Source organism: Microbacterium sp. UBA1612, assembly GCF_002321605.1.
Lineage (GTDB): Bacteria > Actinomycetota > Actinomycetes > Actinomycetales > Microbacteriaceae > Microbacterium > Microbacterium luteum.
The window spans coordinates 162990-182808 of sequence record NZ_DCMW01000006.1 but is presented as its reverse complement, the minus strand read 5'-3'; the positions used below and the strand labels follow the sequence as shown (position 1 = coordinate 182808).

General features: G+C 69.7%; 20 protein-coding genes. 7 read left to right on the top strand and 13 right to left on the bottom strand.

Annotated features, from left to right (window positions below):
- Positions 1-97: 97 nt before the first annotated feature.
- Positions 98-1225, bottom strand: coding sequence for a M15 family metallopeptidase (locus tag B3S45_RS04045; protein WP_286717527.1), 1128 nt, complete (start codon positions 1223-1225; stop codon positions 98-100).
- A gap of 100 nt (positions 1226-1325) precedes the next feature.
- On the opposite strand from B3S45_RS04045, the gene B3S45_RS04040 reads away from it, so the two are divergent.
- Complete coding sequence (locus B3S45_RS04040) at positions 1326-2414, top strand: Rv2578c family radical SAM protein (protein WP_286717526.1); 1089 nt, start codon at positions 1326-1328, stop codon at positions 2412-2414.
- 38 nt (positions 2415-2452) lie between these two features.
- Here B3S45_RS04040 and B3S45_RS04035 read toward each other — a convergent pair whose 3' ends face one another.
- Complete coding sequence (locus B3S45_RS04035; RefSeq protein ID WP_286717585.1) at positions 2453-4522, bottom strand: DEAD/DEAH box helicase; 2070 nt, start codon at positions 4520-4522, stop codon at positions 2453-2455.
- Positions 4523-4804: 282 nt separating this feature from the next.
- Between B3S45_RS04035 and B3S45_RS04030 the strand changes: the two genes are divergently transcribed.
- Positions 4805-5845 (top strand): DUF998 domain-containing protein, encoded by a 1041-nt coding sequence (locus B3S45_RS04030; RefSeq protein ID WP_286717525.1) that lies wholly within the window; start codon positions 4805-4807, stop codon positions 5843-5845.
- Positions 5846-5920: 75 nt separating this feature from the next.
- Here the strand turns inward: B3S45_RS04030 and B3S45_RS04025 are convergent, their stop codons facing one another.
- The 5 genes from B3S45_RS04025 to B3S45_RS04005 form a co-directional block, all read right to left on the bottom strand.
- Positions 5921-9487, bottom strand: coding sequence for an efflux RND transporter permease subunit (locus tag B3S45_RS04025; RefSeq protein WP_286717524.1), 3567 nt, complete (start codon positions 9485-9487; stop codon positions 5921-5923).
- A 113-nt stretch (positions 9488-9600) separates the two neighbouring features.
- Positions 9601-9978 (bottom strand): fluoride efflux transporter FluC, encoded by a 378-nt coding sequence (locus tag B3S45_RS04020; protein WP_071045852.1) that lies wholly within the window; start codon positions 9976-9978, stop codon positions 9601-9603.
- Positions 9975-10385, bottom strand: a complete 411-nt coding sequence (locus B3S45_RS04015) for a fluoride efflux transporter FluC (protein ID WP_286717523.1) — start codon at positions 10383-10385, stop codon at positions 9975-9977. The genes B3S45_RS04020 and B3S45_RS04015 overlap by 4 nt, the downstream gene beginning before the upstream one ends.
- A gap of 22 nt (positions 10386-10407) precedes the next feature.
- A complete protein-coding gene (locus B3S45_RS04010; RefSeq protein ID WP_286717522.1) occupies positions 10408-11370 on the bottom strand; it encodes a DNA topoisomerase IB in 963 nt (320 codons plus the stop codon).
- 6 nt (positions 11371-11376) lie between these two features.
- Positions 11377-11643 (bottom strand): SAP domain-containing protein, encoded by a 267-nt coding sequence (locus B3S45_RS04005; protein WP_286717521.1) that lies wholly within the window; start codon positions 11641-11643, stop codon positions 11377-11379.
- A 246-nt stretch (positions 11644-11889) separates the two neighbouring features.
- Here B3S45_RS04005 and B3S45_RS04000 point away from each other — a divergent pair, with 246 nt between their 5' ends.
- Complete coding sequence (locus B3S45_RS04000; RefSeq protein ID WP_176759463.1) at positions 11890-12054, top strand: hypothetical protein; 165 nt, start codon at positions 11890-11892, stop codon at positions 12052-12054.
- A 63-nt stretch (positions 12055-12117) separates the two neighbouring features.
- On the opposite strand, the gene B3S45_RS03995 is transcribed toward B3S45_RS04000, so the two are convergent.
- Positions 12118-12903, bottom strand: a complete 786-nt coding sequence (locus B3S45_RS03995; protein WP_286717583.1) for a MerR family transcriptional regulator — start codon at positions 12901-12903, stop codon at positions 12118-12120.
- Positions 12904-13181: 278 nt separating this feature from the next.
- Between B3S45_RS03995 and B3S45_RS03990 the strand changes: the two genes are divergently transcribed.
- Together B3S45_RS03990 and B3S45_RS03985 are read left to right on the top strand one after the other, a co-directional pair.
- A complete protein-coding gene (locus tag B3S45_RS03990) occupies positions 13182-14042 on the top strand; it encodes a DUF4097 family beta strand repeat-containing protein (protein ID WP_194384327.1) in 861 nt (286 codons plus the stop codon).
- Positions 14042-14644: a PadR family transcriptional regulator gene (locus B3S45_RS03985; protein WP_194384326.1), complete on the top strand. Its 603-nt coding sequence runs from the start codon at positions 14042-14044 to the stop codon at positions 14642-14644. Before B3S45_RS03990 ends, B3S45_RS03985 begins: the two co-directional genes overlap by 1 nt.
- A 2-nt stretch (positions 14645-14646) precedes the next feature.
- On the opposite strand, the gene B3S45_RS03980 is transcribed toward B3S45_RS03985, so the two are convergent.
- Positions 14647-15183 (bottom strand): universal stress protein, encoded by a 537-nt coding sequence (locus tag B3S45_RS03980; protein ID WP_071045862.1) that lies wholly within the window; start codon positions 15181-15183, stop codon positions 14647-14649.
- Positions 15184-15340: 157 nt separating this feature from the next.
- Here B3S45_RS03980 and B3S45_RS03975 point away from each other — a divergent pair, with 157 nt between their 5' ends.
- A complete protein-coding gene (locus B3S45_RS03975; protein ID WP_071045863.1) occupies positions 15341-15532 on the top strand; it encodes a DUF3073 domain-containing protein in 192 nt (63 codons plus the stop codon).
- 114 nt (positions 15533-15646) lie between these two features.
- On the opposite strand, the gene purF is transcribed toward B3S45_RS03975, so the two are convergent.
- Positions 15647-17107 (bottom strand): amidophosphoribosyltransferase, encoded by a 1461-nt coding sequence (purF, locus tag B3S45_RS03970; RefSeq protein WP_286717519.1) that lies wholly within the window; start codon positions 17105-17107, stop codon positions 15647-15649.
- 5 nt (positions 17108-17112) lie between these two features.
- The gene (purM, locus tag B3S45_RS03965) at positions 17113-18171 is read right to left on the bottom strand and encodes a phosphoribosylformylglycinamidine cyclo-ligase (protein WP_414683070.1); all 1059 of its coding nucleotides are present in this window, start codon (positions 18169-18171) and stop codon (positions 17113-17115) included.
- Positions 18172-18309: 138 nt separating this feature from the next.
- Between purM and B3S45_RS03960 the strand changes: the two genes are divergently transcribed.
- Positions 18310-18918 (top strand): zinc-binding alcohol dehydrogenase, encoded by a 609-nt coding sequence (locus B3S45_RS03960; RefSeq protein WP_194384323.1) that lies wholly within the window; start codon positions 18310-18312, stop codon positions 18916-18918.
- An 18-nt stretch (positions 18919-18936) separates the two neighbouring features.
- Here the strand turns inward: B3S45_RS03960 and B3S45_RS03955 are convergent, their stop codons facing one another.
- Positions 18937-19368 carry a hypothetical protein gene (locus B3S45_RS03955; RefSeq protein ID WP_286717517.1) on the bottom strand — a complete coding sequence of 144 codons (432 nt, stop codon included), beginning with the start codon at positions 19366-19368 and terminating at the stop codon, positions 18937-18939.
- A 39-nt stretch (positions 19369-19407) separates the two neighbouring features.
- The gene (locus B3S45_RS03950; RefSeq protein ID WP_194384321.1) at positions 19408-19707 is read right to left on the bottom strand and encodes a potassium transporter Trk; all 300 of its coding nucleotides are present in this window, start codon (positions 19705-19707) and stop codon (positions 19408-19410) included.
- Positions 19708-19819: the final 112 nt, after the last annotated feature.

Below are 19819 nucleotides of genomic sequence, written 5' to 3'. Positions count from 1 at the left end.
GCGTCATCCTAGTTCCGACGTCGGCAGCGGAGCGCGAGCGCTGTGAGATCGGGTCCCTCGATCCCCGGCACTCGGTGTCGCGACTTGTCGGATGCCGTCAACTGTCGTAGTCGGGCGCGGCAGGGAGGCCGAAGAAGCTCTCGAGGGTGTGCCAGCCGCCCTCGTGATAGTGCCGGGCGAGGTCGGTCCCGACGTACCGAAGATGCCAGGGCTCGGGCACATACCCGGTCACGCCCGTGAAGCCCTCCTCGTATCGCACGATGAAGCCGTACTCCCACGCATGCTCGGCGACCCAGTCGCCCTGAGCCGTGCCGGCCAGATCGTCGAGGCCCCCGCATCCGCCGGCACCGCACGCCACCACGTCGGCGGCGAGCCCCGCCTGGTGCTCGCTGTGTCCGGGGCGGGCGCTGATCTCGTCGGCGCCGTCCGTGCCGCGCTCGTTGACGTGCGACGAGTAGGTGTCGACCTGGGTGTCGTAGGAGCGGAAGCCGCTGAGGAGTGCGATCTCGCCCGCTCCATCGGCTGCGGCGTCCGCGACGAGCGCCGACAGGGCGGAAGAGACCGCAGAACGCAGCGCGGTGCCCGGGATGTTGCGCACACCGTCGGGCGCGACGAGGTCGGCGGGACGATAGTCCACCGGGTCGTACGGCCGGGACTTGTTGACCACGACCCACTCGAACGTCGGGTCGTCGAGGTGCACGCAGGGCGCCGTGCCGGCTGCGACGGCCGAGCGGAATGACTCGGCCCCGCCGGCGGCGGCCACAGCCGCGGCGGTGTCGCGGGCATCGAGGGCCGCGGTGAGGTCGGCGGAGGCGCAGATGTCGTCGCCGGTGACTTCGGGAGCGACGACCGGAGACGGCAGCGACTCCGTCACCGGCGGGAGCGGCTCGCTCTGCGCCCCCTGCACCGAGACGTCCAGGTCGCCGTTCGCGACACTCGCCGGTGCGTCTACGAGCGGCGGGGCCGTCACGGCAGCGGTCACCGCGACGGCGGAGCCGAACACGAGGGCGGCCGTGCCCACGACGGCGAAGACGGTCGCGATGCGCCCTGCCCGTCGGCGACGGGCATGTGCCGGAGACGATCCGGCGACGACGCCGGTGCCGTCGCCCGGCGCACCTGCCTCGGCGCGCGAGGCCACCGCTCTCTCGCGCAATGCGCGACGAGTGAGGGGTGCGCCCGGAGATTCGGGCGGGTCGGGGTCCGCCACCTCCTCATTGTCGTTCATCACGTGCACGATCTCGACGTCATGACCCGCGACCCCGCCACCCTTCGATTCTTGCCGTCAGATGGTTGACATCTGTTCGAAGCTTTGTTCCCATGGACACATGCGTTGGCGGGGACAGGAACTCGGAGTGGCCGACACGGCGGCACTGCCGGGTCTGGAGCACCTCGACGGACTCGTGCAGTCCGTCACAACGCCCGAGTTCTCGGGCGTCACGTTCCACGAGGTCATGGCGAAGTCCGCGTTGAACCACGTTCCGGGCGGCTCGTCGATGCCCTTCGACTGGACCGTCAACCCGTACCGGGGCTGCAGTCATGCCTGCTCGTACTGCTTCGCCCGCGGAACCCATGAGTATCTCGACCTCGACGCCGGACGCGACTTCGACACCCAGGTGGTCGTCAAGGTGAACGTCGCAGAGGTGCTCCGCCGCGAGCTCGCCCGCGGCAACTGGCACCACGACCCGGTGATGCTGGGCACCAACACCGATCCCTACCAGCGAGCCGAGGGCCGCTACCGCCTCATGCCGGGCATCGTGTCAGCCCTCGCCGATTCCGGCACCCCGTTCTCGATCCTCACCAAGGGCACGATGCTGCGGCGCGACCTGCCGATGCTCGCGGAAGCTTCTCGTGAGGTGAGAGTGACCCTCGCCATGTCGATCGCCGTGTTCGACGACCATCTCCAGAAGGCGGTGGAGCCGGGAACGCCCACCGCCGCTGCCCGACTCGACACCGTGCGCGCCGCGACCGACGCGGGCTTCGATGTGACTGTCTTCCTGATGCCGATCCTGCCGCACCTCACCGACTCCATCGCCGCGCTCGACGACGCGCTGCGGCGCATCAAAGAGGCCGGGGCCGCTCGCGTCGTCTACGGCGCCCTGCATCTGCGTCCGGGCGCGAAGGCGTGGTTCATGTCCTGGCTCGAGCGCGACCACCCGGAGCTGGTGTCGTCGTACCTGGGGCTCTATCCGGGGGTGTCCGCGTACGCGCCGAAGGGCTATCGCTCATGGCTCGCCAAGCGCGTGCAGCCGCTGCTGCGCGCACACGGGCTGAGCGGCACGGTCGAAGACGACCGGCCGGATCGACGGATGCCGGTGCCCGGCCTGGCCGCATCGCCTCCGCCGATCGTCGTCACCTCGCGGGGGCGCGTGGCTGCGCGCCGCACGACCCCCGACGCCCCCGCCATGCTCTTCTGACGCGGGCGACCCGCCCGCGGGGTCGCCCGCGTCGCGGATCAGCTGGCGACGTCGGCGGCCTGACGGCCCGAGATCTCCTCGAGAAGGTCGTCGTCGGGACGCACGTCCTCGAACGGCGCCTCGATCTCGGCACGGTCGAGCAGCTCCGTCATCCGACGGCGACGCTGGCGGGTCACGAGCGTGACCACCCTGCCCTCGCGGCCGGCACGGCCGGTGCGGCCCGAGCGGTGCAGGTACGTCTTGTACTCGTCGGGCGCGTCGGCCTGCACGACGAGGTCGATGTCGTCGACGTGGATGCCGCGCGCGGCAACGTCGGTCGCCACCAGCACCTTCACGCGACCCGAGGTGAGCTTCTCGAGGTTCCGCGTGCGCTTGGACTGGTTGAGGTCGCCGTGCAGTGCGAGCGCGGCGATGCCCGCGTCTTCGAACTGCTCGGCGAGCATCTCGGTGTAGGCGCGCGTGCGCGCGAACACCAGCGTCTTGCCCTCGCGGTCGACGAGGGAACGCAGGATCTCGGCCTTGTCGCGGTGGTCGACGACCAGCACGCGGTGGTCGATCGTGCCCGAGTCCTGGTCTTCGCCCGCGACCTCGTAGACGGCGGGCTCCACCAGGAACTCGTCGACCAGCGCGGCGACCTCGCGGTCGAGCGTGGCGCTGAACAGGAGCTTCTGGCTGTCGCCCGCCGTCAGACGCAGGATGCGCTGCACCGGCTCCAGGAATCCCAGCTCGCACATGTGATCGGCCTCGTCGAGGACCGCGATCTGCACCTGGGACAGGTCGAGCTTGCCCTGGCGCTCGAGATCCTCGATGCGGCCCGGGGTGCCGATGACGATGTCGACGCCCTTCTTCAGCGCACCGACCTGACGCGCCTGCGGGACGCCGCCGTAGATCTGCGTGGTGAACAGGCCCACGCTCCGCGCGAGCGTCTGCACCGTGCGGTCGATCTGCAGCGCGAGTTCGCGCGTCGGAGCCATGATGAGGGCCTTCGGCGCGCGACCGAATTCACGCCGGGTGCCCGCCTGCGAGCGCAGCACCGACTCCACGAGCGGAGCGCCGAAGGCGATCGTCTTGCCCGAACCGGTGCGGCCGCGCGCGAGCACGTCGCGACCCTCGAGGATCGGGGCAACCGTGGCGGCCTGGATGGGGAAGGGCTTCTCGGCGCCGAGTTCGGTCAGTCGCGTGACGATGTTCTGGCCGAGACCGAGGTCGGCGAACGTCGCGTCGGCGATGTTGTCGGCCTGGATCGCTTCGGCCTGCAGCCGCTCGTGCACCACGTCGACATGAGCGTCGCGCGCCGCGTCGCGCGACGGTGCCGCCTCCCGGCGCGGGCGGTCGTACCCCCGGTCGTCCCGACGCGGGCGGTCGTCACGGCGAGGACGCTCGAAGGCGCGGTCGTCACGGCGCGGGCGCTCATCGCGGTCACTCTGACGCGGACGGTCGTACCGCCGGTCATCCTGGCGCGGACGGTCGTACCCCCCGGCGCGATCATCACGGCGGGTGCGATCGCCGCGATACCCACCGGCGCGATCGTCGCGGCGCGGACGATCGGAGCGGTCGCCCTGCTGTCGACGGTCATACCCGCCGGAACGGTCATCGCGGCGAGGACGGTCGTACCCGCCGTCACGGCCGTAGCCACCGTCACGCTCGTCACGGCGCGGACGCTCGTCACGGCGCTCGTACCCGCCGGAGCGGTCGTCGCGGTTCCGACGGTCGTAGCCACCGGCACGGTCATCACGGCGGGGGCGGTCGTCCCGGCGGGGGCGGTCCTCGCGGTAGCCACCGGCACGGTCGTCACGGCGGGGGCGGTCGTACGCGCGGTCGTCACGGCGGGGGCGATCCTCACGCGAGGGCCGATCATTCCCGGCGCGGCTGCGTATGCCGCGGGCTTCATCTCGCGCGACCTTCTCCTGAGCGGTCCAACGACGCTTGGGGGTCGAGCCCTCCTCCGCCGCGCGGTAGCCGCGGTGACCGGGGCTCCGGCTGCCCGTCGTGCCCGAGGAGGACTCGCCCGGACGACGCTTGCGGTCCTGGTAGGAGGTCTTCGCGCCGTATCGGGGTTCGAAGTTCTTCGCGGGGCGTCCGCCCTGCGGCTTCTTGTTCTTGGGCATGGTGATGCCTTTCGCCAGTGATCGCACGAGAAACAGCTTCCGCTCATGACGGATCACCCGGTCAACCGGGGCCATTTCGATGATGGTCATGCACGCCGGGGTCGGCGCCCATCATCGGCCCCAAGGACTTCACACACCGCCCGCGAACAGATCATCGCAGTGTCCAGAGCCGACCGATCAACACTACCGGGAGATACCTGGGAGCCACCAGGACACGAATTCATAACATGGAATTAGCGCAAGACGTACATTTCCGCGCGGGCATTTCAATAATGTTGTCTCATGACCTCTGCCGCCCTCGCCGCCTTCGACGCGCCGGAACGACGCAAACCCGTCTCACCGACGGTCGCCGAAACGATGACGTCTCGGGCGCGCCTTCACTCTGCTCACCGTTTCGGGAGCACGGCGATGGCAGTTCTCGCGGTCGGTGTCGTGACGGCGATCCTCACCACCAAGGACACCACCTGGTGGACGCTGCACTTCTCGCAGCTGGGTACGGTCGGCGACTTCTCCGCGCGCACCTTCAACACAACGGTGATCGTCTCGGGCTCGCTCCTCGCCGTCTACGGTGTCGTGATCGGCATGACTCTGCCCGCCACCACCGGTCGCCACACCCGCCGCGGACTGCGCGGGTCGCTCGTCACCGCCGGCCTGGCGATGACGGTCGTGGGTCTCATCCCGATTCCGGTCAGCGTGGTCATGCACGACCTCGCCGCCTCCACCCTCGGCCTGTCCTTCCTCTCCCTCGTCGCGTGGAGCCTCGGCCTGCCCGGTCTTCCTCGCGTGTTCCGCCGCTTCACGCTCGTGTTCGTGATCGTGCTGGCCACCGGCATCGTCGTGCTCACCGCCGGCTTCATCACGCTCGCGCTGTTCGAGTTCACCGCCTTCTCGGTTGTCGGATGCTGGCTCGTCTCACTACCGCGCGTCCTGCGCACGCAGGCCGAACTGTCTGACGCCGTCGCTACGGAACACGTCGACGTCGAGGCGAAGCCGGAGACCGCCGCCGTCTCCGAGATGCCCGCCACCCGCGTCGTGCAGCCGCACCGCCGTCACCGGCTTGCTCGCGCCGTGCGCCCCGCTCGCCGCAACACGGTCACCGCGCGCACGACCGAATCGGAACGCAGCGACCTCGCCGACCCCGTCGGCCTCACCCGCCCCGCCGTCCGTGCTCCGCGCGCGGGCCGCATCGCCCAGCGCGTCACGACCACCGGACCGACCGCCCACCGCGGCCCGACCGCGACCGAACGCGCGGCACGAGTCACGATCCCGCTTCGTCGCACGATCCGGATGCGTGACGACGACGTGATCACCCTGGCGGCGTGATCGCTCACCGTTCCTCGTGGTGATCGAACCGCAGTCGCGGTCATCGATCCCGCCGTCGCGGTGAGGGAACAGGGCTCAGTCGCGGCGGTCGCCGTCGGCTGACTCCTCGCCGCCCTCGTCGTCAGCGCCCGCCGAGGGCTCGAGCTCGTCCTCCGGTTCGGCCGCCTCGGCCTGATCGTCACCGGAGTCGTCCGCTGCGGCCTCGGGGGCGGGCGCATCCGAGGGCACCTCGACATCGGGCGCCTGCTCGACGGGCGGCACGTCGTCTGGCGTCTCCGCCGGCACGGCCGGAGCCGCACCGTCGGCCGCGTCGGCGAACGATGGGTCGGCCGCGTCGGCCGCGGCCGCCGGGGCCGGCGCATCGGCCGGCGTCTCGACATCGGGCGCCTCTTCGATCATCGGCACATCCACCTCGGCGACCTCCGACGCGGTCGCGGCCACAGCGTGACGCTCGCGACGCTCGCGACGCGTCTCGAAGACGCCGTCGGCCGCACCGGCGCCGGCGCCCACGAGAGCGGGTTCGGCATCGCGGTCGGCGGCATCCGTCGAACCGGCCTTCGCCGCGCGACGGGCCAGGCGCCGCTCCTTCGCGCCTTCGACGAGGTTGTAGAGGGTCGGGAGCACGAGCAGGGTGAGCACCGTCGACGAGACGAGACCGCCGATCACGACGATCGCGAGCGGCTGCGAGATGAAGCCGCCGTGTCCGGTGATGCCGAGCGCCATCGGCGTGAGCGCGAAGATGGTCGCCAGCGCCGTCATGAGGATGGGGCGCAGGCGTCGCGCGCCGCCCGCGACGGTGGCGTCGTGCGCCGACAATCCCTTCTCGCGGTACTGATTCACCAGGTCGACGAGCACGATGGCGTTGGTGACGACGATTCCGATGAGCATCAGCACGCCGATCAGCGACGAGACGCCCAGCGGCACGCCGGTGGCGATCTGCAGCAGGATCGCGCCGGTGGCCGAGAACGGCACGGACACCAGCAGCAGCAGCGGCTGCCGCAGCGACTTGAAGGTCGCGACCATGACGATGTAGACGATCAGGATCGCCGCGAGCAGTGCGAGACCGAGCTGCGCGAAGGCGTCGGTCTGCTGGGTGACGACGCCGCCGAGCTCGGCGTCGGCGCCCTGCGGCAGTTCGAGGTCGTCCAGCGCCGTGGTCACCGTGGCCGTCGCCGCGGTGAGGTCGTCCGTCGACGGTGTGACCGTGACGGTCGCCGTGCGCTGACCGCGCTCGGTGGTGATCGAGGTCGGGCCCTCGGTCTGCTCGACCGACGCGATCTCCTCCAGCGCGATCGGCCCGGTCGCGGTCGGAACCTGCAGGTCGCGCAGCTCCTCGAGGGTCGCGGGCGGGTCGGGGGCATCGAGGTAGACGGTGACCGCGGTGTCATCGATCTCGATCGAGCCGATCGACTGCGGCTGCATGGTGTTGGAGACCAAGGCGCCCACGGCGACCTCCGACAGGCCGCTCTCGGCGGCCGCATCCCGATCGACCACCACGGCGATGTAGGGCAGCGACGCCGACAGGTTGCTGGCCACCTGGCTGATGCCGTCGAGATCGCTGGTCGCAGCGACGACGTCGTCGGTCGCCTCCTGCAGCGTCGCCGAATCGGGGGCGGTGACGTCGATCTCGATGTCGCTCGAGCCGAACCCCCCACCGCCGGCAGCGGACACGACGATGTCGCCGGCATCCGTGAGGTCTCCGACAACATCGGTGACCTCTTCGCGGAGAGCCACCTGATCGGCGTCCTCGTCGGTGGTGACCGAGTAGGTGATGCCCGCGCCGCCGCCGGAGAACGCGTCGTTCAGCGACGAACCGGTCGTGCCGATCGAGACCTGCACGGTGTCGATGCCGTCGATGTCGGCGAGGGCGTCCTCGACCTGCTCGGCGGCGGCCGCCTCGGCCTCGAGGCTCGGAGCCGCACCGATCGTCTGGCTGATCGTGAAGGTGTTCTGGCCCGAGTCCCCAAGGAAGTTCGTCTTCATGAATGGGGCGGCCGCGACCGTTCCTCCCAGCACGAGCGCCGCGAGGGTCAGCGTCACCCACGAGTGGCGCAGCGTCCAGCGCAGGACCGGCAGATAGCCCTTCTGCAGGCGGGTCGGCGGAGCCGCAGGATCTTCGGGATCGATCGCCCGGCCCTGCTCGTCGAGCACCGGCTTGCCCGGCTTGAGGAACCAGTACGCCAGCACCGGCACGATCGTGAGCGCGACCAGGAGCGAGGCCAGCATGGCGATCGTGACCGTCAGCGCGAAGGGGCGGAACAGCTCCCCGGTGATGTCGCCGACGAACGCGATCGGCAGGAACACCGCGACCGTGGTGATCGTCGACGACGTGATCGCCGTCGCGACCTCGCGCACGGCCAGCAGGATCGACGATTTCTTGTCGGCGTCGCCGACGTAATGCCGCTTGATGTTCTCGATGACGACGATCGAGTCGTCCACGACGCGCCCGATCGAGATGGTGAGGGCACCGAGGGTGAGGATGTTCAGCGAGTAGCCGAAGGTCTGGATGCCGATGAAGGTGATGAGCACGCTTGTCGGGATCGAGATCGCCGTGACGAGGGTCGAGCGCACCGACAGCAGGAAGACCAGGATGACGAGCACCGCGAAGACAAGGCCCAGCATCCCCTCCACGGCGAGGGTCTCGATGGACTGCTCGATGTACGGCGCCTGATCGAACACGACGGTGAACTCCGCCCCGCCGAGGGCGTCCTCGAATCCGCCGAGGAGGGCCGTCACCCCCTGCGACACCTCAACCGTGTTCGCGGCGGGGAGCTTGGTGACGGCGATCGTGAGGGCGGGTTCGCCGTCGACCCGGGAGATGCTCGTCTGCGGGTCCTCGGTGAGCTGCACCTCGGCGACATCGCCGATGGTGACCAGCCCCGCCTGCGCCTGTTCCGCGTCGCCGGGCACGAGGGGCAGCTGCCCGACTTCGTCGACGCTGGTGATCTTCACGCCGGTCTGGACCGTGAGGGTCTCCCCGTCCTCGGTGATCTCGCCACCCGGGAAGAGCACACCGTTCTGATCGAGGGCATCGGTGATCGCCTGCTGCGTGTAGCCCGCCGCAGCCAGTTCGGCGTCATCTGGAGTGATGGTGATGCGCTGACCGATCGCACCGACGACCTCGGCGGAATCGACCCCGTCCACGTCTTCGATGTCGGGGATGACGCTGGACTCGAGCTGCGCCTGGACGGTCTCGGCGTCGTCATAGCCGGTGACGGCGAGCTGGATGACCGGGAAGTCGTCGATGCTCGCGGAGATGACGTTGGGCTCGACCCCGTCGGGCAGCTGCGACGAGATGCGGTTGATCGCCTGCGTCATCTTCTGCTCGGCCGTGGCGAGATCGGTGTCGTAGTCGAAGGATGCCTGCACGATCGACGCGTTCGTGGTGCTGGTCGCCGTGCTCGACTCCAGCCCGGGGACGCCCTGGATCGCCGACTCGATCGGCGTGGAGACGTCGGTGTTGACCACCTCGGGCGAGGCACCCGGGTAGGTGGAGACGACGATGAGGGCGGGGAACTCGATCGAGGGGATCAGTTCCTGCTTGAGGCTGTTGAGCGCGATGCCGCCGAAGATGGCGGCGACGATGGTGATCAAGGCGATCAGCGCGCGGTTCTTGAGGCTCAGGACGGCGAGATTCGACACGTGTGACCTTTGAAAGGGGGCTGCGGTGCGGGCGACGATACTCGGATGTATCCGGTTCAGTATTTCACGGGCCGCACCCGTGATCCCCGGGGGTTATCCCCCGAAGCAGAACCTCACATCACCAGCGCGCCGAGACCGATTCCGACCGCGGCGGCGGCCACGCACACGACCGCCGTGCCGGCGACGTTGAGCCAGGCGCGCCGCGCCTCGCCATCGCCGAACAGCAGCGCGGTGTCGACCGAGACGGTGCTGAAGGTGGTGAAGCCCCCGAGCAGCCCCGTCCCGAGGATCGTGGCCACGTCACCCGGGAACACGTGACCGGCGAGTGCGGTGACAAGCCCCAGGACGAACGACCCGACGGCATTGACGACGAAGATGCCGAGCGGGAATCTCGCGGGCGTGCGCGCCGTCACGAGCACATCCACGAGGTAGCGGAGGCCCGCACCGGCCCCTCCGGCCGCGGCGACGATCAGGAAGAGTCCGGCGCTCATGCGGCGTTCCCCTGACGCGAGCGCCACCGGCGTGTGATCGCCACCCCGGCCATCGCGGCGCCCAGGCCGAGCGTGACGGCGCCGGCCACCAGCAGCATCCCCCACAGCGGCGCGACCGCGAGGGTCTGCGCCCCGGCTACCGCGAAAGCACTGTACGTCGTGAACCCGCCGAGCGCCCCTGTGCCGGCGAAGGCCCGCCACAGCGGATGCCGGTCTCCGAGCGCGGCGACGACGACGCCGAGGAGGAACGATCCGGCCACGTTCACCGCGACGGTTGCCACGACGAGCGGCGTCGTGGCCTGCCCGGCGAACGGGAGCAGCGCCAGCTCCCGCAACGCCACGCCGAGGATTCCTCCCGCGACGACCGCGCCGAGCATGCGCGGGCGCACGAGCGGGGATCGGGTCACGCGCCCACGATAGTCCGGACCGTCAGCCGAGGATGAGCTTGCGGATCGCCGACTCGGGCCGCACCGACAGGTCGAGCAGGTCACCTCGGGCGTAGCGGCGGAAGACCCGCGGATCGATGTACGAGGCGCGGGCGACGGCCGGGGTGTTCCCGAGCGCCTCGGAGGTGGCGCGCACCGCGAGCGTTTCGGCGCGCTTGCGCTCACGCTCGGTGTCCACCGTTCCCATGCGGGCAAGGGCCTCGGCGGCGAGGATGGTACCGCGGAGCGTTCGGAAGTCCTTCGCCGTGAACAGCCCGCCGGTGAGCGCCCGCACGTGCGCATTGACGTCGGTCGGACTGAGCGGGGCGCGTCGGCGACCCTTCCGATACGACAGCAGGTGCGAACGGGCCCGACCGGCCGCGAGGTCGGTGATCACCGGCGCGAGGTCGGCGTCGTCGATCTGGATGTGCGCGCGCTGCCCGCTCTTGGCCGGGAAGGACAGCGTGACCACCGTGCCGTCGACCTCGGCGTCGCGCCGCTGCAGGGTCGTCAGCCCGCGGCTGCCGTGGCGTTCGAGGTAGCGGGCGGAGCCGATGCGCGGTGCTCCCTCGTCCAGCAGCTTGAACGCCGCTCCGAGCACCTTCTCCCGATCGAGCGCGTCGCGTCGCAAGGCGGTCGTCGCCTGCCGTCGCGCATGAGGAAGCGCGCCGGCCAGATCCAGGGCGCGGGCGAACTTGCGGCTGTCGCGACGCTCGCGCCACTTGGGGTGGTAGATGTACTGGCGACGCCCGGCATCATCGATGCCCACCGCTTGGATGTGCCCGCAGTCCTCGGTGCACACCCAGACCTCTTCCCACGCCGGCGGGATCACCAACTGTTCGACGCGCCGTCGATCCTCTGCCCCGATGTCGTCTCCGCTCGGGTCGACGTAGCGGAATCCGTTGCGCGAGCGCACGCGGGTGATCCCCGGGTCATCGGTCGGATGAACCCGGACCAGTCGCACCATCGACGGTCAGTGGTTGCGGAGCAGGGAGATCAGCTCCGCCTTGCGCTTGTCGGAGTACCCGCTCAGTCCCAGTTCCTTGGCGCGCTTCTTCAGGTCGTCGACGGTCCAGTCCTCGTAGCTGCCCGACGCGCCGCCGCGACGGCCCACGGTGCTCTTGCCCTCGTTCGCCGCCGCGTTGGAGATGCGCGCGGCCTTCTCCTTCGACGCACCGTCCTTGCGCAGCTCTTCGTACATGTCGGGGTTCTTCAGGTTCGACCCGCGTCCTTCGGGCATGACGACCTCCTCCGTTCGAATATCGAGACGATACTGCCGAGCGCGTGGCTGTGAAGCGGGGTTGACACGAGAGCGAGCCGCGGACACGACAGCTCGCGACCCCCGTCGCATGGACTTACCACCGGATTTCTGACGCCGTCAACCCCCTGGGGCCGCCGCCGTCCCGGTGCCACTGTCGTCATTGTGCCCACGAGGCATCCGGCCGCCGCACCCCGCGCGCAGTCGACCACCGAAGAGGAGCCCTTCATGAACCTCGCACTGATCATCATCATCGTCGTCGCGATCGTGCTCGCGATCGTCGGCGGTCTGGGTGAAGCCCTCAGCTGGCTGCTGTGGGTGGCGCTGATCGTCGGCATCATCGCGCTCATCGCTCTGCTGTTCCGGGTGATCAGCGGAAGTCGGCGCCCCTGACTTCCGTCTCATGACACGGATGCCGCGGCCCCTCGGGGTCGCGGCATCCGTCGTTTCCGACCGTTACGCGTGCGCACCGGGCAGGTGCGCGTCGGCGTAAGCTCGCAGCGCGTCACGCACGAACTCGGCGCCTTCGGTTCCGCCGGCTGCCGTCGCGTAGTTCGCGCCGAAACGCGGGTCCGCGACGTACATGTCGGCGAGGCCGAGGACGTATCCCCTCACGTCGCCGCCCGGGTCGGCCGCCGGCGTGCCGGGCACGCTCCGGAGCCACGCGACGTGCCGGGCGGCGAGCGCCTGCGCCTCATCCGAGCCGGGTGCGACGCCGCTCTCCGCGACGGCGACCCAGTCGCGCGCCAGCTGCGCTGTGCGCTCCTGCCACGTCGTCTTCTCGGCGGCATCCATTCCGCGCCACCAGGCATCGCTTCGCGCGTACGCGTCGCTGCCCCAGCGCTGCTCGACCTCGTCGCGGTACCGCGTGTGGTCGAAGCCGTCGAACATCTTCTCCGCCATGATCTGTTCACCTCCTTCCAGGGATGCGATGGTCGCCTCCACCGAGGCGATCTGCTGCGCGGTGCGCTCCTGCTCGCGTCGCAGCCAGTCCAGGTGCACCCGCAGCGCCTCCGCGGGGTCTGTGCGTCGTTCCAGCACCTCGGCGATCCGGGACAGGCCGACTCCGAGCTCGCGGAGCAGCAGGATGCGCTGCAGACGCACGAGCGCGGCATCGTCGTAGTGCCGGTAGCCGTTGGAGCCGACGCGCGACGGCGCCAGCAATCCGATGTCGTCGTAGTGACGCAGGGTGCGGCTCGTCGTGCCGGTCAGGCGCGCGACCTCGTGAATCGACCATTCCATGCCCGTCCTTTCCACGCCACCGACGCTATGCGTTGACGCAACGTCAATGTCAACCCCGGCCCCGCCCAACCCGCCCGCCCACTCGCGGCCCGTTCACTCGCCCCTCCGCCCGCGCATCCGGCGATAAACGCGTTCGGGCGCGAGAAACACCGCAACGCGTGGTGTCTCGCGCCCGAAGGTGTGTCTCGGCGCGCAGAGCTCTTCCACATCGCGATATATCGTGTTATGTTCGAGTCACGATACATCGCGAGTATGGGGCTCGCGAGAAGGAGACGGACATGGCTCTGGAGAAGTGGATCATCCACCCGGGTGAGACGCGCGTCATCGACATCGAAGACGTGCGCTCCCTCAAGATCGGCATGGTCGGCGGGCAGATCGACGTCATCGCCCACGACGAACCCGGCGCGCGCATCGAGGTGCACGGCGTCACCGTCAAAGACCTGCGCATCGAGGCGAACGACGATGCGGTCGAGATCGACCACCCGCAGTTGCGCTGGGACAACTTCCTCGAGGTGTTCCGCAACTTCGGCGCGGGCGGCCCGAAGGCCGAGATCAGCGTCGTGGTGCCGCGCGCCGTCGCGGTGAACCTCGGCGTCGTCAACGCGAGCGCCCTGGTCTCAGGCGTCCATGGCGACACCCGCCTGAACACCGTCTCCGGCGACATCATCGGCGACGGCCTCGAGGGCGACATCGCCGTCAACGCCGTCTCGGGCGACGTGCAGATCCGCGAACTGGTGGGGACACTCGGCGCCAACAGCGTCTCGGGCGACATCGCCGCCACCGGCGAGATCCGCAAGACGTCGATCGACACCGTCTCGGGCGCGATGGTCGTCGACTCGACCGGTCCGACGCACACCATCGGACTCAACACCGTCAGCGGCAACGCGACCGTGCGCCTGGACCGGTCGCTGCCGGTGAACGTGGTCGCGCGCAGCGTGAGCGGACGTGTGCAGGTCGACGGCGTCGTGCGCTCCGGCTCGGGCCCGACCAACTACTCGGGGTCGACCGGCGAGCTCAGCGGCATGTTCGCCGACATCCGCACCAATTCCGTCTCCGGCGACCTCACGATCCTGCGCCGAGACGGGGCCACCGACGCCGGCGCCGCAACGGCCGATTCCGACGCGGAAGGAGCCTGGTGATGCCCCCCGTCTTCTCGCACGGCGACCTGCGCCTCTACCTGCTGAACCTGCTCGACGACGGTCCGCGCCACGGCTACGACATCATCCAGGCGCTCTCGGACCGCACCGGCGGCACCTACACGCCCAGTGCCGGAACGATCTATCCGCGGTTGGCCAAGCTCGAGGAGGAGGGGATGGTCACGAAGTCCGTCGACGGCCGCAAGACGATCTACGAGATCACCGAGAGCGGCCGCGCCGAGGTGGCGGCTCGACGCGATGACCTCGCGGGCATCGAGGCGGGCCTTGCCGACTCGGTGCGCCTCATCGCGGATGAGGTGCGCGGCAGCGTGCGCGACGCGATGCGGAGCCTGCGGGCCGATCTGGCGGCCGCGACCGCCGAGCAGCGCGCCGAAACCACCGCGCCTTCGGAGGACGCTCGCACTCGCAGCCGCGAGCAGCTCCAGCGGGCGGATGCCGCCGTCAACGAGTTCCGCGGTCGTGTGCGCGCGGACCTGCGCACGCATGTCGCCCGCGGCGGGGAACTGAGCGCGTCACTCGTCGACGTCATCGTGGACGACCTCGACCGCATCGCGCGGGAGCTCACCCGCACTCTCGCGGACTGAGTTCAGGCGGGCCAGATCTCCTCGTCGTCGGCGACGGGCTCACCGAGCGGCACCACCAGCACGGGACGGTGCTGCCGGTGGGCCAGTCGCGCGGCGACCGATCCGGTGAAGAATTCCCGGATGGACTCGCCGATACCGCGCTTGCGCGTGCCGACGACCAGGAGCTTCGCGTCGACCTGCTCCGCGAGGTGCTTGATCGCCAGCGCGGGATCGCCGACCAGCTGCCGCACGCTCCAGTCGAGGTCGTGGCCGTCGAGCACCTCGGCGGCCATCCGGCTCACCTCGGCCAGGTCGGTCTCGCCAGCGGCGATGTTGATGTCGATCGGGGCCGTGTGCACGTACCCATCGGGATCCTCGTACGTGACGAAACGGGTCACGTCCACGTGCACGACGAGCAGGTGGACGCCCAGGAGCGACGCGTAGCGCCCGGCCTCCTTGAGAACCCGGTCGGGAAGTTCCGGGATCATGCCGACGATCACCGCACCGTGAAGCCCCGCGGGGATCTGGGTGTCGCGCGTGTCGGATGCCTCTTCGGCCATATGTCGCTGGTCCTCCTCTGCCGCCGGCACCGCCGCGGCCGGGGGCGCCGTGATATTCTGAATGCTACTCTTCCCGGTTCGAATCCGGATTTCGAAATGCCCGGGCTGTGGCAGCGAAGAGCACATGGCCCGCAACTCAGATATGAGGGGGTCAGGCATGGGGCGTGGCCGTCAGAAGGCGAAGCACACCAAGATCGCTCGCGAGCTGAAGTCGTTCAGTCCGAGCGTCAACTATGCTGCGCTCGAGCGCGAGCTCGGAACGCACACCGACGAGGACGCCTACGTCGACAAGTGGGCCGACCAGTACGAAGACGAAGACGAGGAAGAGGAATCGCTCGAGCGAGCGTGAGCCCTTCCCTCCGAGTCTGACGCGAAACCGGCGCGTGCCCTGCGGCATCGCGCCGTTTCGCGTGCGCGGCGCATGCGGCGGTCGAGCTCGACGCGCCGGACGCGCGGGCGCGGATCAGCTCTCCTGCGAGCCCTCGACCCAGGCGAGATATTCCTCGCTCACCGTGCCGGTGACGTAGCGTCCGTCGAAGCAGCTCAGGTCGAGGTCGTCGATGTCGGACCCCTCGAGGATGGCCGCCTTCAGGTCGTCGACCTCCTGGTAGACCATGTAGTCCGCGCCGAGCTCCTGGGCGATCTCGGGAATCGTGCGTCCGTGGGCGACCAGCTCGTGACGCGACGGCATGTTGATGCCGTACACGTGCGGGAAGCGCACGGGCGGAGCCGCGGAGGCGAAGGTGACCGTCTTGGCGCCGGCATCCCGGGCCATCTGAATGATCTCCTTGCTGGTCGTACCGCGCACGACGGAGTCGTCGATGAGCAGCACGTTCTTGCCCTTGAACTCGCTGGACATGGCGTTGAGCTTCTGGCGGACGCTCTTCTTGCGCACGGCCTGCCCGGGCATGATGAACGTGCGGCCGACATAGCGGTTCTTGTAGAAGCCCTCGCGGTACTCGATGCCGAGCTTTCGTGCCACCTGCATCGCCGCGGGGCGCGAGGAGTCGGGGATCGGCATGACGACGTCGATCGCCTCGCGGGGCGTGTGCCGGGCGATCGTGTCGGCGAGGCGGTCGCCCATGCGCAGCCGCGCCTCGTAGACCGAGATGCCGTTCATCACCGAGTCGGGGCGCGCGAGGTAGACGTACTCGAACGAGCAGGGCTTCAGCTGCGTCTCGGTCGCGCACTGACGGGTGTGGAGGTTGCCGTCGAGGTCGACGAAGACCGCCTCGCCGGGCATCACGTCGCGCACGATCTCGAACTCGCCGTTCTCCAGCACGAGCGACTCGCTCGTGACGACCCATTCGTAGGACCCGTCGGGAGCCTTGCGGGTGCCGAGGATGAGCGGTCGGATACCGAACGGGTCACGGAAGGCGAGGAGCCCGTAGCCGGCGATCAGCGAAATCGCCGCGTAGGACCCCTCCACCCGCTCGTGCACGCGCGAGACGGCCTGGAACACCTGCTCGGGGTCGAGCTCGAGACCCGAGATCGAGGACTGCAGCTCGTTGGCGAGCACGTTCACGAGCAGTTCGGTGTCGCTCGTGGTGTTCAGGTGACGCCGATCCTTGCGGAAGAGCTCCTGGGTGAGTTCGCGCGTGTTCGTCAGGTTGCCGTTGTGCACGAGCACGATGCCGTAGGGCGCGTTGACGTAGAAGGGCTGCGCCTCCTCCTCATTGCCGGCGCTGCCCTTCGTGGCATATCGGACGTGACCGAGGCCGAGGTTGCCCATGAGGGCTCGCATGTCGCGGGTGCGGAACGCCTCGCGCACCTGCCCCTTCGCCTTGTGCACGTGGAACGTGCCGGAGGGTTCGGCCGTCGCCATCCCCGTGGAGTCCTGACCGCGATGCTGCAGGAGGAGGAGGGAGTCGTAGATCTCCTGGTTGACGGGCCCACGGCCCACCATGCCGACGATTCCGCACATGCGTGTTACGCGTCTCTGTTCGTGAAGACGGCGTCGCCGAAGGCGCCGACCAGGCGCACGGCACCGCCGTCGACGCCCTTGGCGCCCTGCTCGTAGTCGCCCTCGGGGCGCTCGCCGTCTTCGACGACGCCGATCTGCCACGTGGCGATCCCGGAACGGGTGAGGGCGGATGCCGTCTGCTCGGCGCGGTCGGCCGCGACCACGGCGACGAACCCGACGCCGAGGTTCCACGTTCCCTCGGTGGCGGCGAGGTCGAGGTCGCCGAGGTCGGCGAGCACCTGGAAGACCGCCGGCGGTGCCCAGGTCGAGCGGTCGATGTCGACCCACGTGCCCTGCGGCAGCACGCGTGCGACGTTGGCGGCGATCCCGCCGCCGGTGACGTGGCTCAGAGCATGCACGGCGTCGCCGGTCTCGGCGATGGCGTCGAGGAGCGGCCGCGTGTACAGCCGCGTCGGCTCCAGCAGCACGTCGCCCCAGGTGGCGTCTCCGAAGTCGGCGGCGCGGTCGCCGTACTGCAGGCCCGCTCCGGAGACGATGTGCCGCACGAGGCTGTATCCGTTGGAGTGCAGGCCGCTCGAGGCGAGCGCGAGCACGACGTCGCCGGGGCGCACGCGCTCTGCGCCGAGCACCGCATCCGCTTCGACGACGCCGGTGGCCGCTCCCGCGACGTCGTAGTCGGCGGGGCCGAGCAGCCCCGGGTGTTCCGCGGTCTCGCCGCCGACCAGAGCGGTGCCGGTCTCGGAGCAGCCGTGCGCGATGCCCGCGACGATGTCGGCGATGCGCTCGGGCACGACCTTGCCGCACGCGATGTAGTCGGTCATGAAGAGCGGTTTCGCGCCCACCACGACGATGTCGTCGACGACCATGCCGACGAGGTCGATGCCGATCGTGTCGTGCTTGTCGATCGCCTGCGCGATCGCGACCTTCGTGCCGACGCCGTCGGTGCTCGTCGCCAGCAGCGGGCGACGGTACTCGCGGATCGCGGAGGCGTCGAACAGCCCCGCGAATCCGCCGACACCGCCGAGCACCTCGGGACCGTGGGTGCGTCGGACGGCGGACTTCATCAGCTCTACCGCGAGGTCACCGGCTGCGGTGTCGACACCGGCTTGGGCGTAGGGGTTCGCGGCGGCTTCGCTCGAGGGAGAGGCCACGGGGACAGCCTACCCCGATGCCGGCGACCCGCCCGGCCCTACAATGGCCGCATGAACGCCGGGGGGCCGGACTGGAGGGTTCGCGAAGACGCGAGCCGGCCGGTGCTGCTCGCGCTCTACCTGCGCCAGGCGCTCGGCATCCGCTCGCCCGATGAGCTCCCCGCGCTGCGGGGCGTGCCGAGCGTCGTTCCGCCGATGCCGGATGAGCGCCATCTGCGCCTCGAACGCGAGTGGCGGGAGTACTGGGCGATGACGGTCGAGCCGCAGGCGCATCCCTCGACCGTTCCGCTGGATCTCGTCGAAGACTTCGAGACCCTCCTGGCGCTGCCGGTCGAAGGCAGCGACGTGCTGCGACGCGCGGTGGTCCCGCACGCGGAGGCGGCGCTGGCGTATTCGCAGTCCGCGGCCGAGCGATACCGCCATGCGTCGGCCAGCGGCACGCACTCCGCCTACCGCGCTTACGCCAGCGCGATCGCCGAGCACGAGAGGCAGGTGGGACGGCGTGCGCATTCCTTCGAATTGAACGTGCAGGTGCTCCCGCTCACGCAGCGCGGCGTGTGGTGGATCGGATCGCTCACGATCGCGGTGACCGATGGACTGCGGGGGGATGTCGCCGCGTTCGACGCGGCCATCCATCCGATCATCGCCGAGCTGGCCTGAACCGGTCCGCCCCTCAGGTCACCGCCGATCGGGATCGATCTCGTCGGCGTCGCGGACCCACTGCGGGATCTCATCCGTCATCGGCGAGACGAGGTCGTCGGTCAGCGTCGTGGCGTGCTCGGCCACGCCCGAACGGCCGCGGGGAGAGGTGAATCGGTCGAGAACGATGACGACCAGGCCCGCCAGGAGAAGACCGGCGCCGATCGAGAGGATCGCCATGACCCCGAAGACGCGCATGACACCGGACAGGCCCGTGGACATCGGGCCGTCGGGGTCGGCCGCCGACGTCATGGTCAGTAAGACAGCGACGAGGAGACCGGCGACAAGGCCCGTTCCCATGATCCGGCCGACTCTCGGGGCGCGCCGGACCCGCACCGAATCCCACTCCTCATGGACGACGTGTTCGTGTCCGTCGTCTTCGGGGGTGAGGCCGAGCCTCGCGCGGCTCATGCCCCCATTCTCGCCCCGCGCCGACGCCGGGACAATCCCCTATTCGTCGTCGTGGTCGACCGTGTGATCGACGCGCACCGACCGGGTGCGGCGTCCGACCGTGCGGTCCAGGATGAGCGCGAGGCCTCCCGTCACGGCGAGACCGACGGGAATGCAGATCAGCAGGAGGAAGCCGAAGACCTGCCCCTGGTCGTAGACGAGCCCGGTGTTCGGGCTCTCGTCGAACGTTCCGCTGAACGAGAAGGTGAGGATCATCGCGGCGAGGATGCCGAGGGCCGCGCCGAGGGCGAGGAACACGCCGTACTTGGGCGCGCGGCGCACGGTGAGCTTCTCGTCCATGCCTCCATCATCCCACTCGAGGCTGTGCCCCTCCCCAACGACGAGAATCCCTCCGCCGAGTGCGGACACTCGACGGAGGGATGTGTCACGGCGCGCCGCGGAACCCGGGGCG

Bases quoted from the DNA above. Each gene is read 5' to 3' on its own strand.
- B3S45_RS03995 (WP_286717583.1), bottom strand. From the start codon at position 12,903: ATGGAATGGTCGATTCACGAGGTCGCGCGCCTGACCGGCACGACGAGC.
- B3S45_RS03960 (WP_194384323.1), top strand. From the start codon at position 18,310: ATGAACGCCGGGGGGCCGGACTGGAGGGTTCGCGAAGACGCGAGCCGG.
- B3S45_RS03980 (WP_071045862.1), bottom strand. From the start codon at position 15,183: ATGGCCGAAGAGGCATCCGACACGCGCGACACCCAGATCCCCGCGGGG.
- purF (WP_286717519.1), bottom strand. From the start codon at position 17,107: ATGTGCGGAATCGTCGGCATGGTGGGCCGTGGGCCCGTCAACCAGGAG.
- B3S45_RS04000 (WP_176759463.1), top strand. From the start codon at position 11,890: ATGAACCTCGCACTGATCATCATCATCGTCGTCGCGATCGTGCTCGCG.
- B3S45_RS03985 (WP_194384326.1), top strand. From the start codon at position 14,042: ATGCCCCCCGTCTTCTCGCACGGCGACCTGCGCCTCTACCTGCTGAAC.
- B3S45_RS04010 (WP_286717522.1), bottom strand. From the start codon at position 11,370: ATGGTGCGACTGGTCCGGGTTCATCCGACCGATGACCCGGGGATCACC.
- B3S45_RS04005 (WP_286717521.1), bottom strand. From the start codon at position 11,643: ATGCCCGAAGGACGCGGGTCGAACCTGAAGAACCCCGACATGTACGAA.
- B3S45_RS04045 (WP_286717527.1), bottom strand. From the start codon at position 1,225: ATGAACGACAATGAGGAGGTGGCGGACCCCGACCCGCCCGAATCTCCG.
- B3S45_RS04035 (WP_286717585.1), bottom strand. From the start codon at position 4,522: ATGCCCAAGAACAAGAAGCCGCAGGGCGGACGCCCCGCGAAGAACTTC.
- B3S45_RS04040 (WP_286717526.1), top strand. From the start codon at position 1,326: ATGCGTTGGCGGGGACAGGAACTCGGAGTGGCCGACACGGCGGCACTG.
- B3S45_RS04020 (WP_071045852.1), bottom strand. From the start codon at position 9,978: ATGAGCGCCGGACTCTTCCTGATCGTCGCCGCGGCCGGAGGGGCCGGT.
- B3S45_RS04030 (WP_286717525.1), top strand. From the start codon at position 4,805: ATGACCTCTGCCGCCCTCGCCGCCTTCGACGCGCCGGAACGACGCAAA.
- B3S45_RS03955 (WP_286717517.1), bottom strand. From the start codon at position 19,368: ATGAGCCGCGCGAGGCTCGGCCTCACCCCCGAAGACGACGGACACGAA.
- B3S45_RS03950 (WP_194384321.1), bottom strand. From the start codon at position 19,707: ATGGACGAGAAGCTCACCGTGCGCCGCGCGCCCAAGTACGGCGTGTTC.
- B3S45_RS03975 (WP_071045863.1), top strand. From the start codon at position 15,341: ATGGGGCGTGGCCGTCAGAAGGCGAAGCACACCAAGATCGCTCGCGAG.
- purM (WP_414683070.1), bottom strand. From the start codon at position 18,171: ATGAAGTCCGCCGTCCGACGCACCCACGGTCCCGAGGTGCTCGGCGGT.
- B3S45_RS03990 (WP_194384327.1), top strand. From the start codon at position 13,182: ATGGCTCTGGAGAAGTGGATCATCCACCCGGGTGAGACGCGCGTCATC.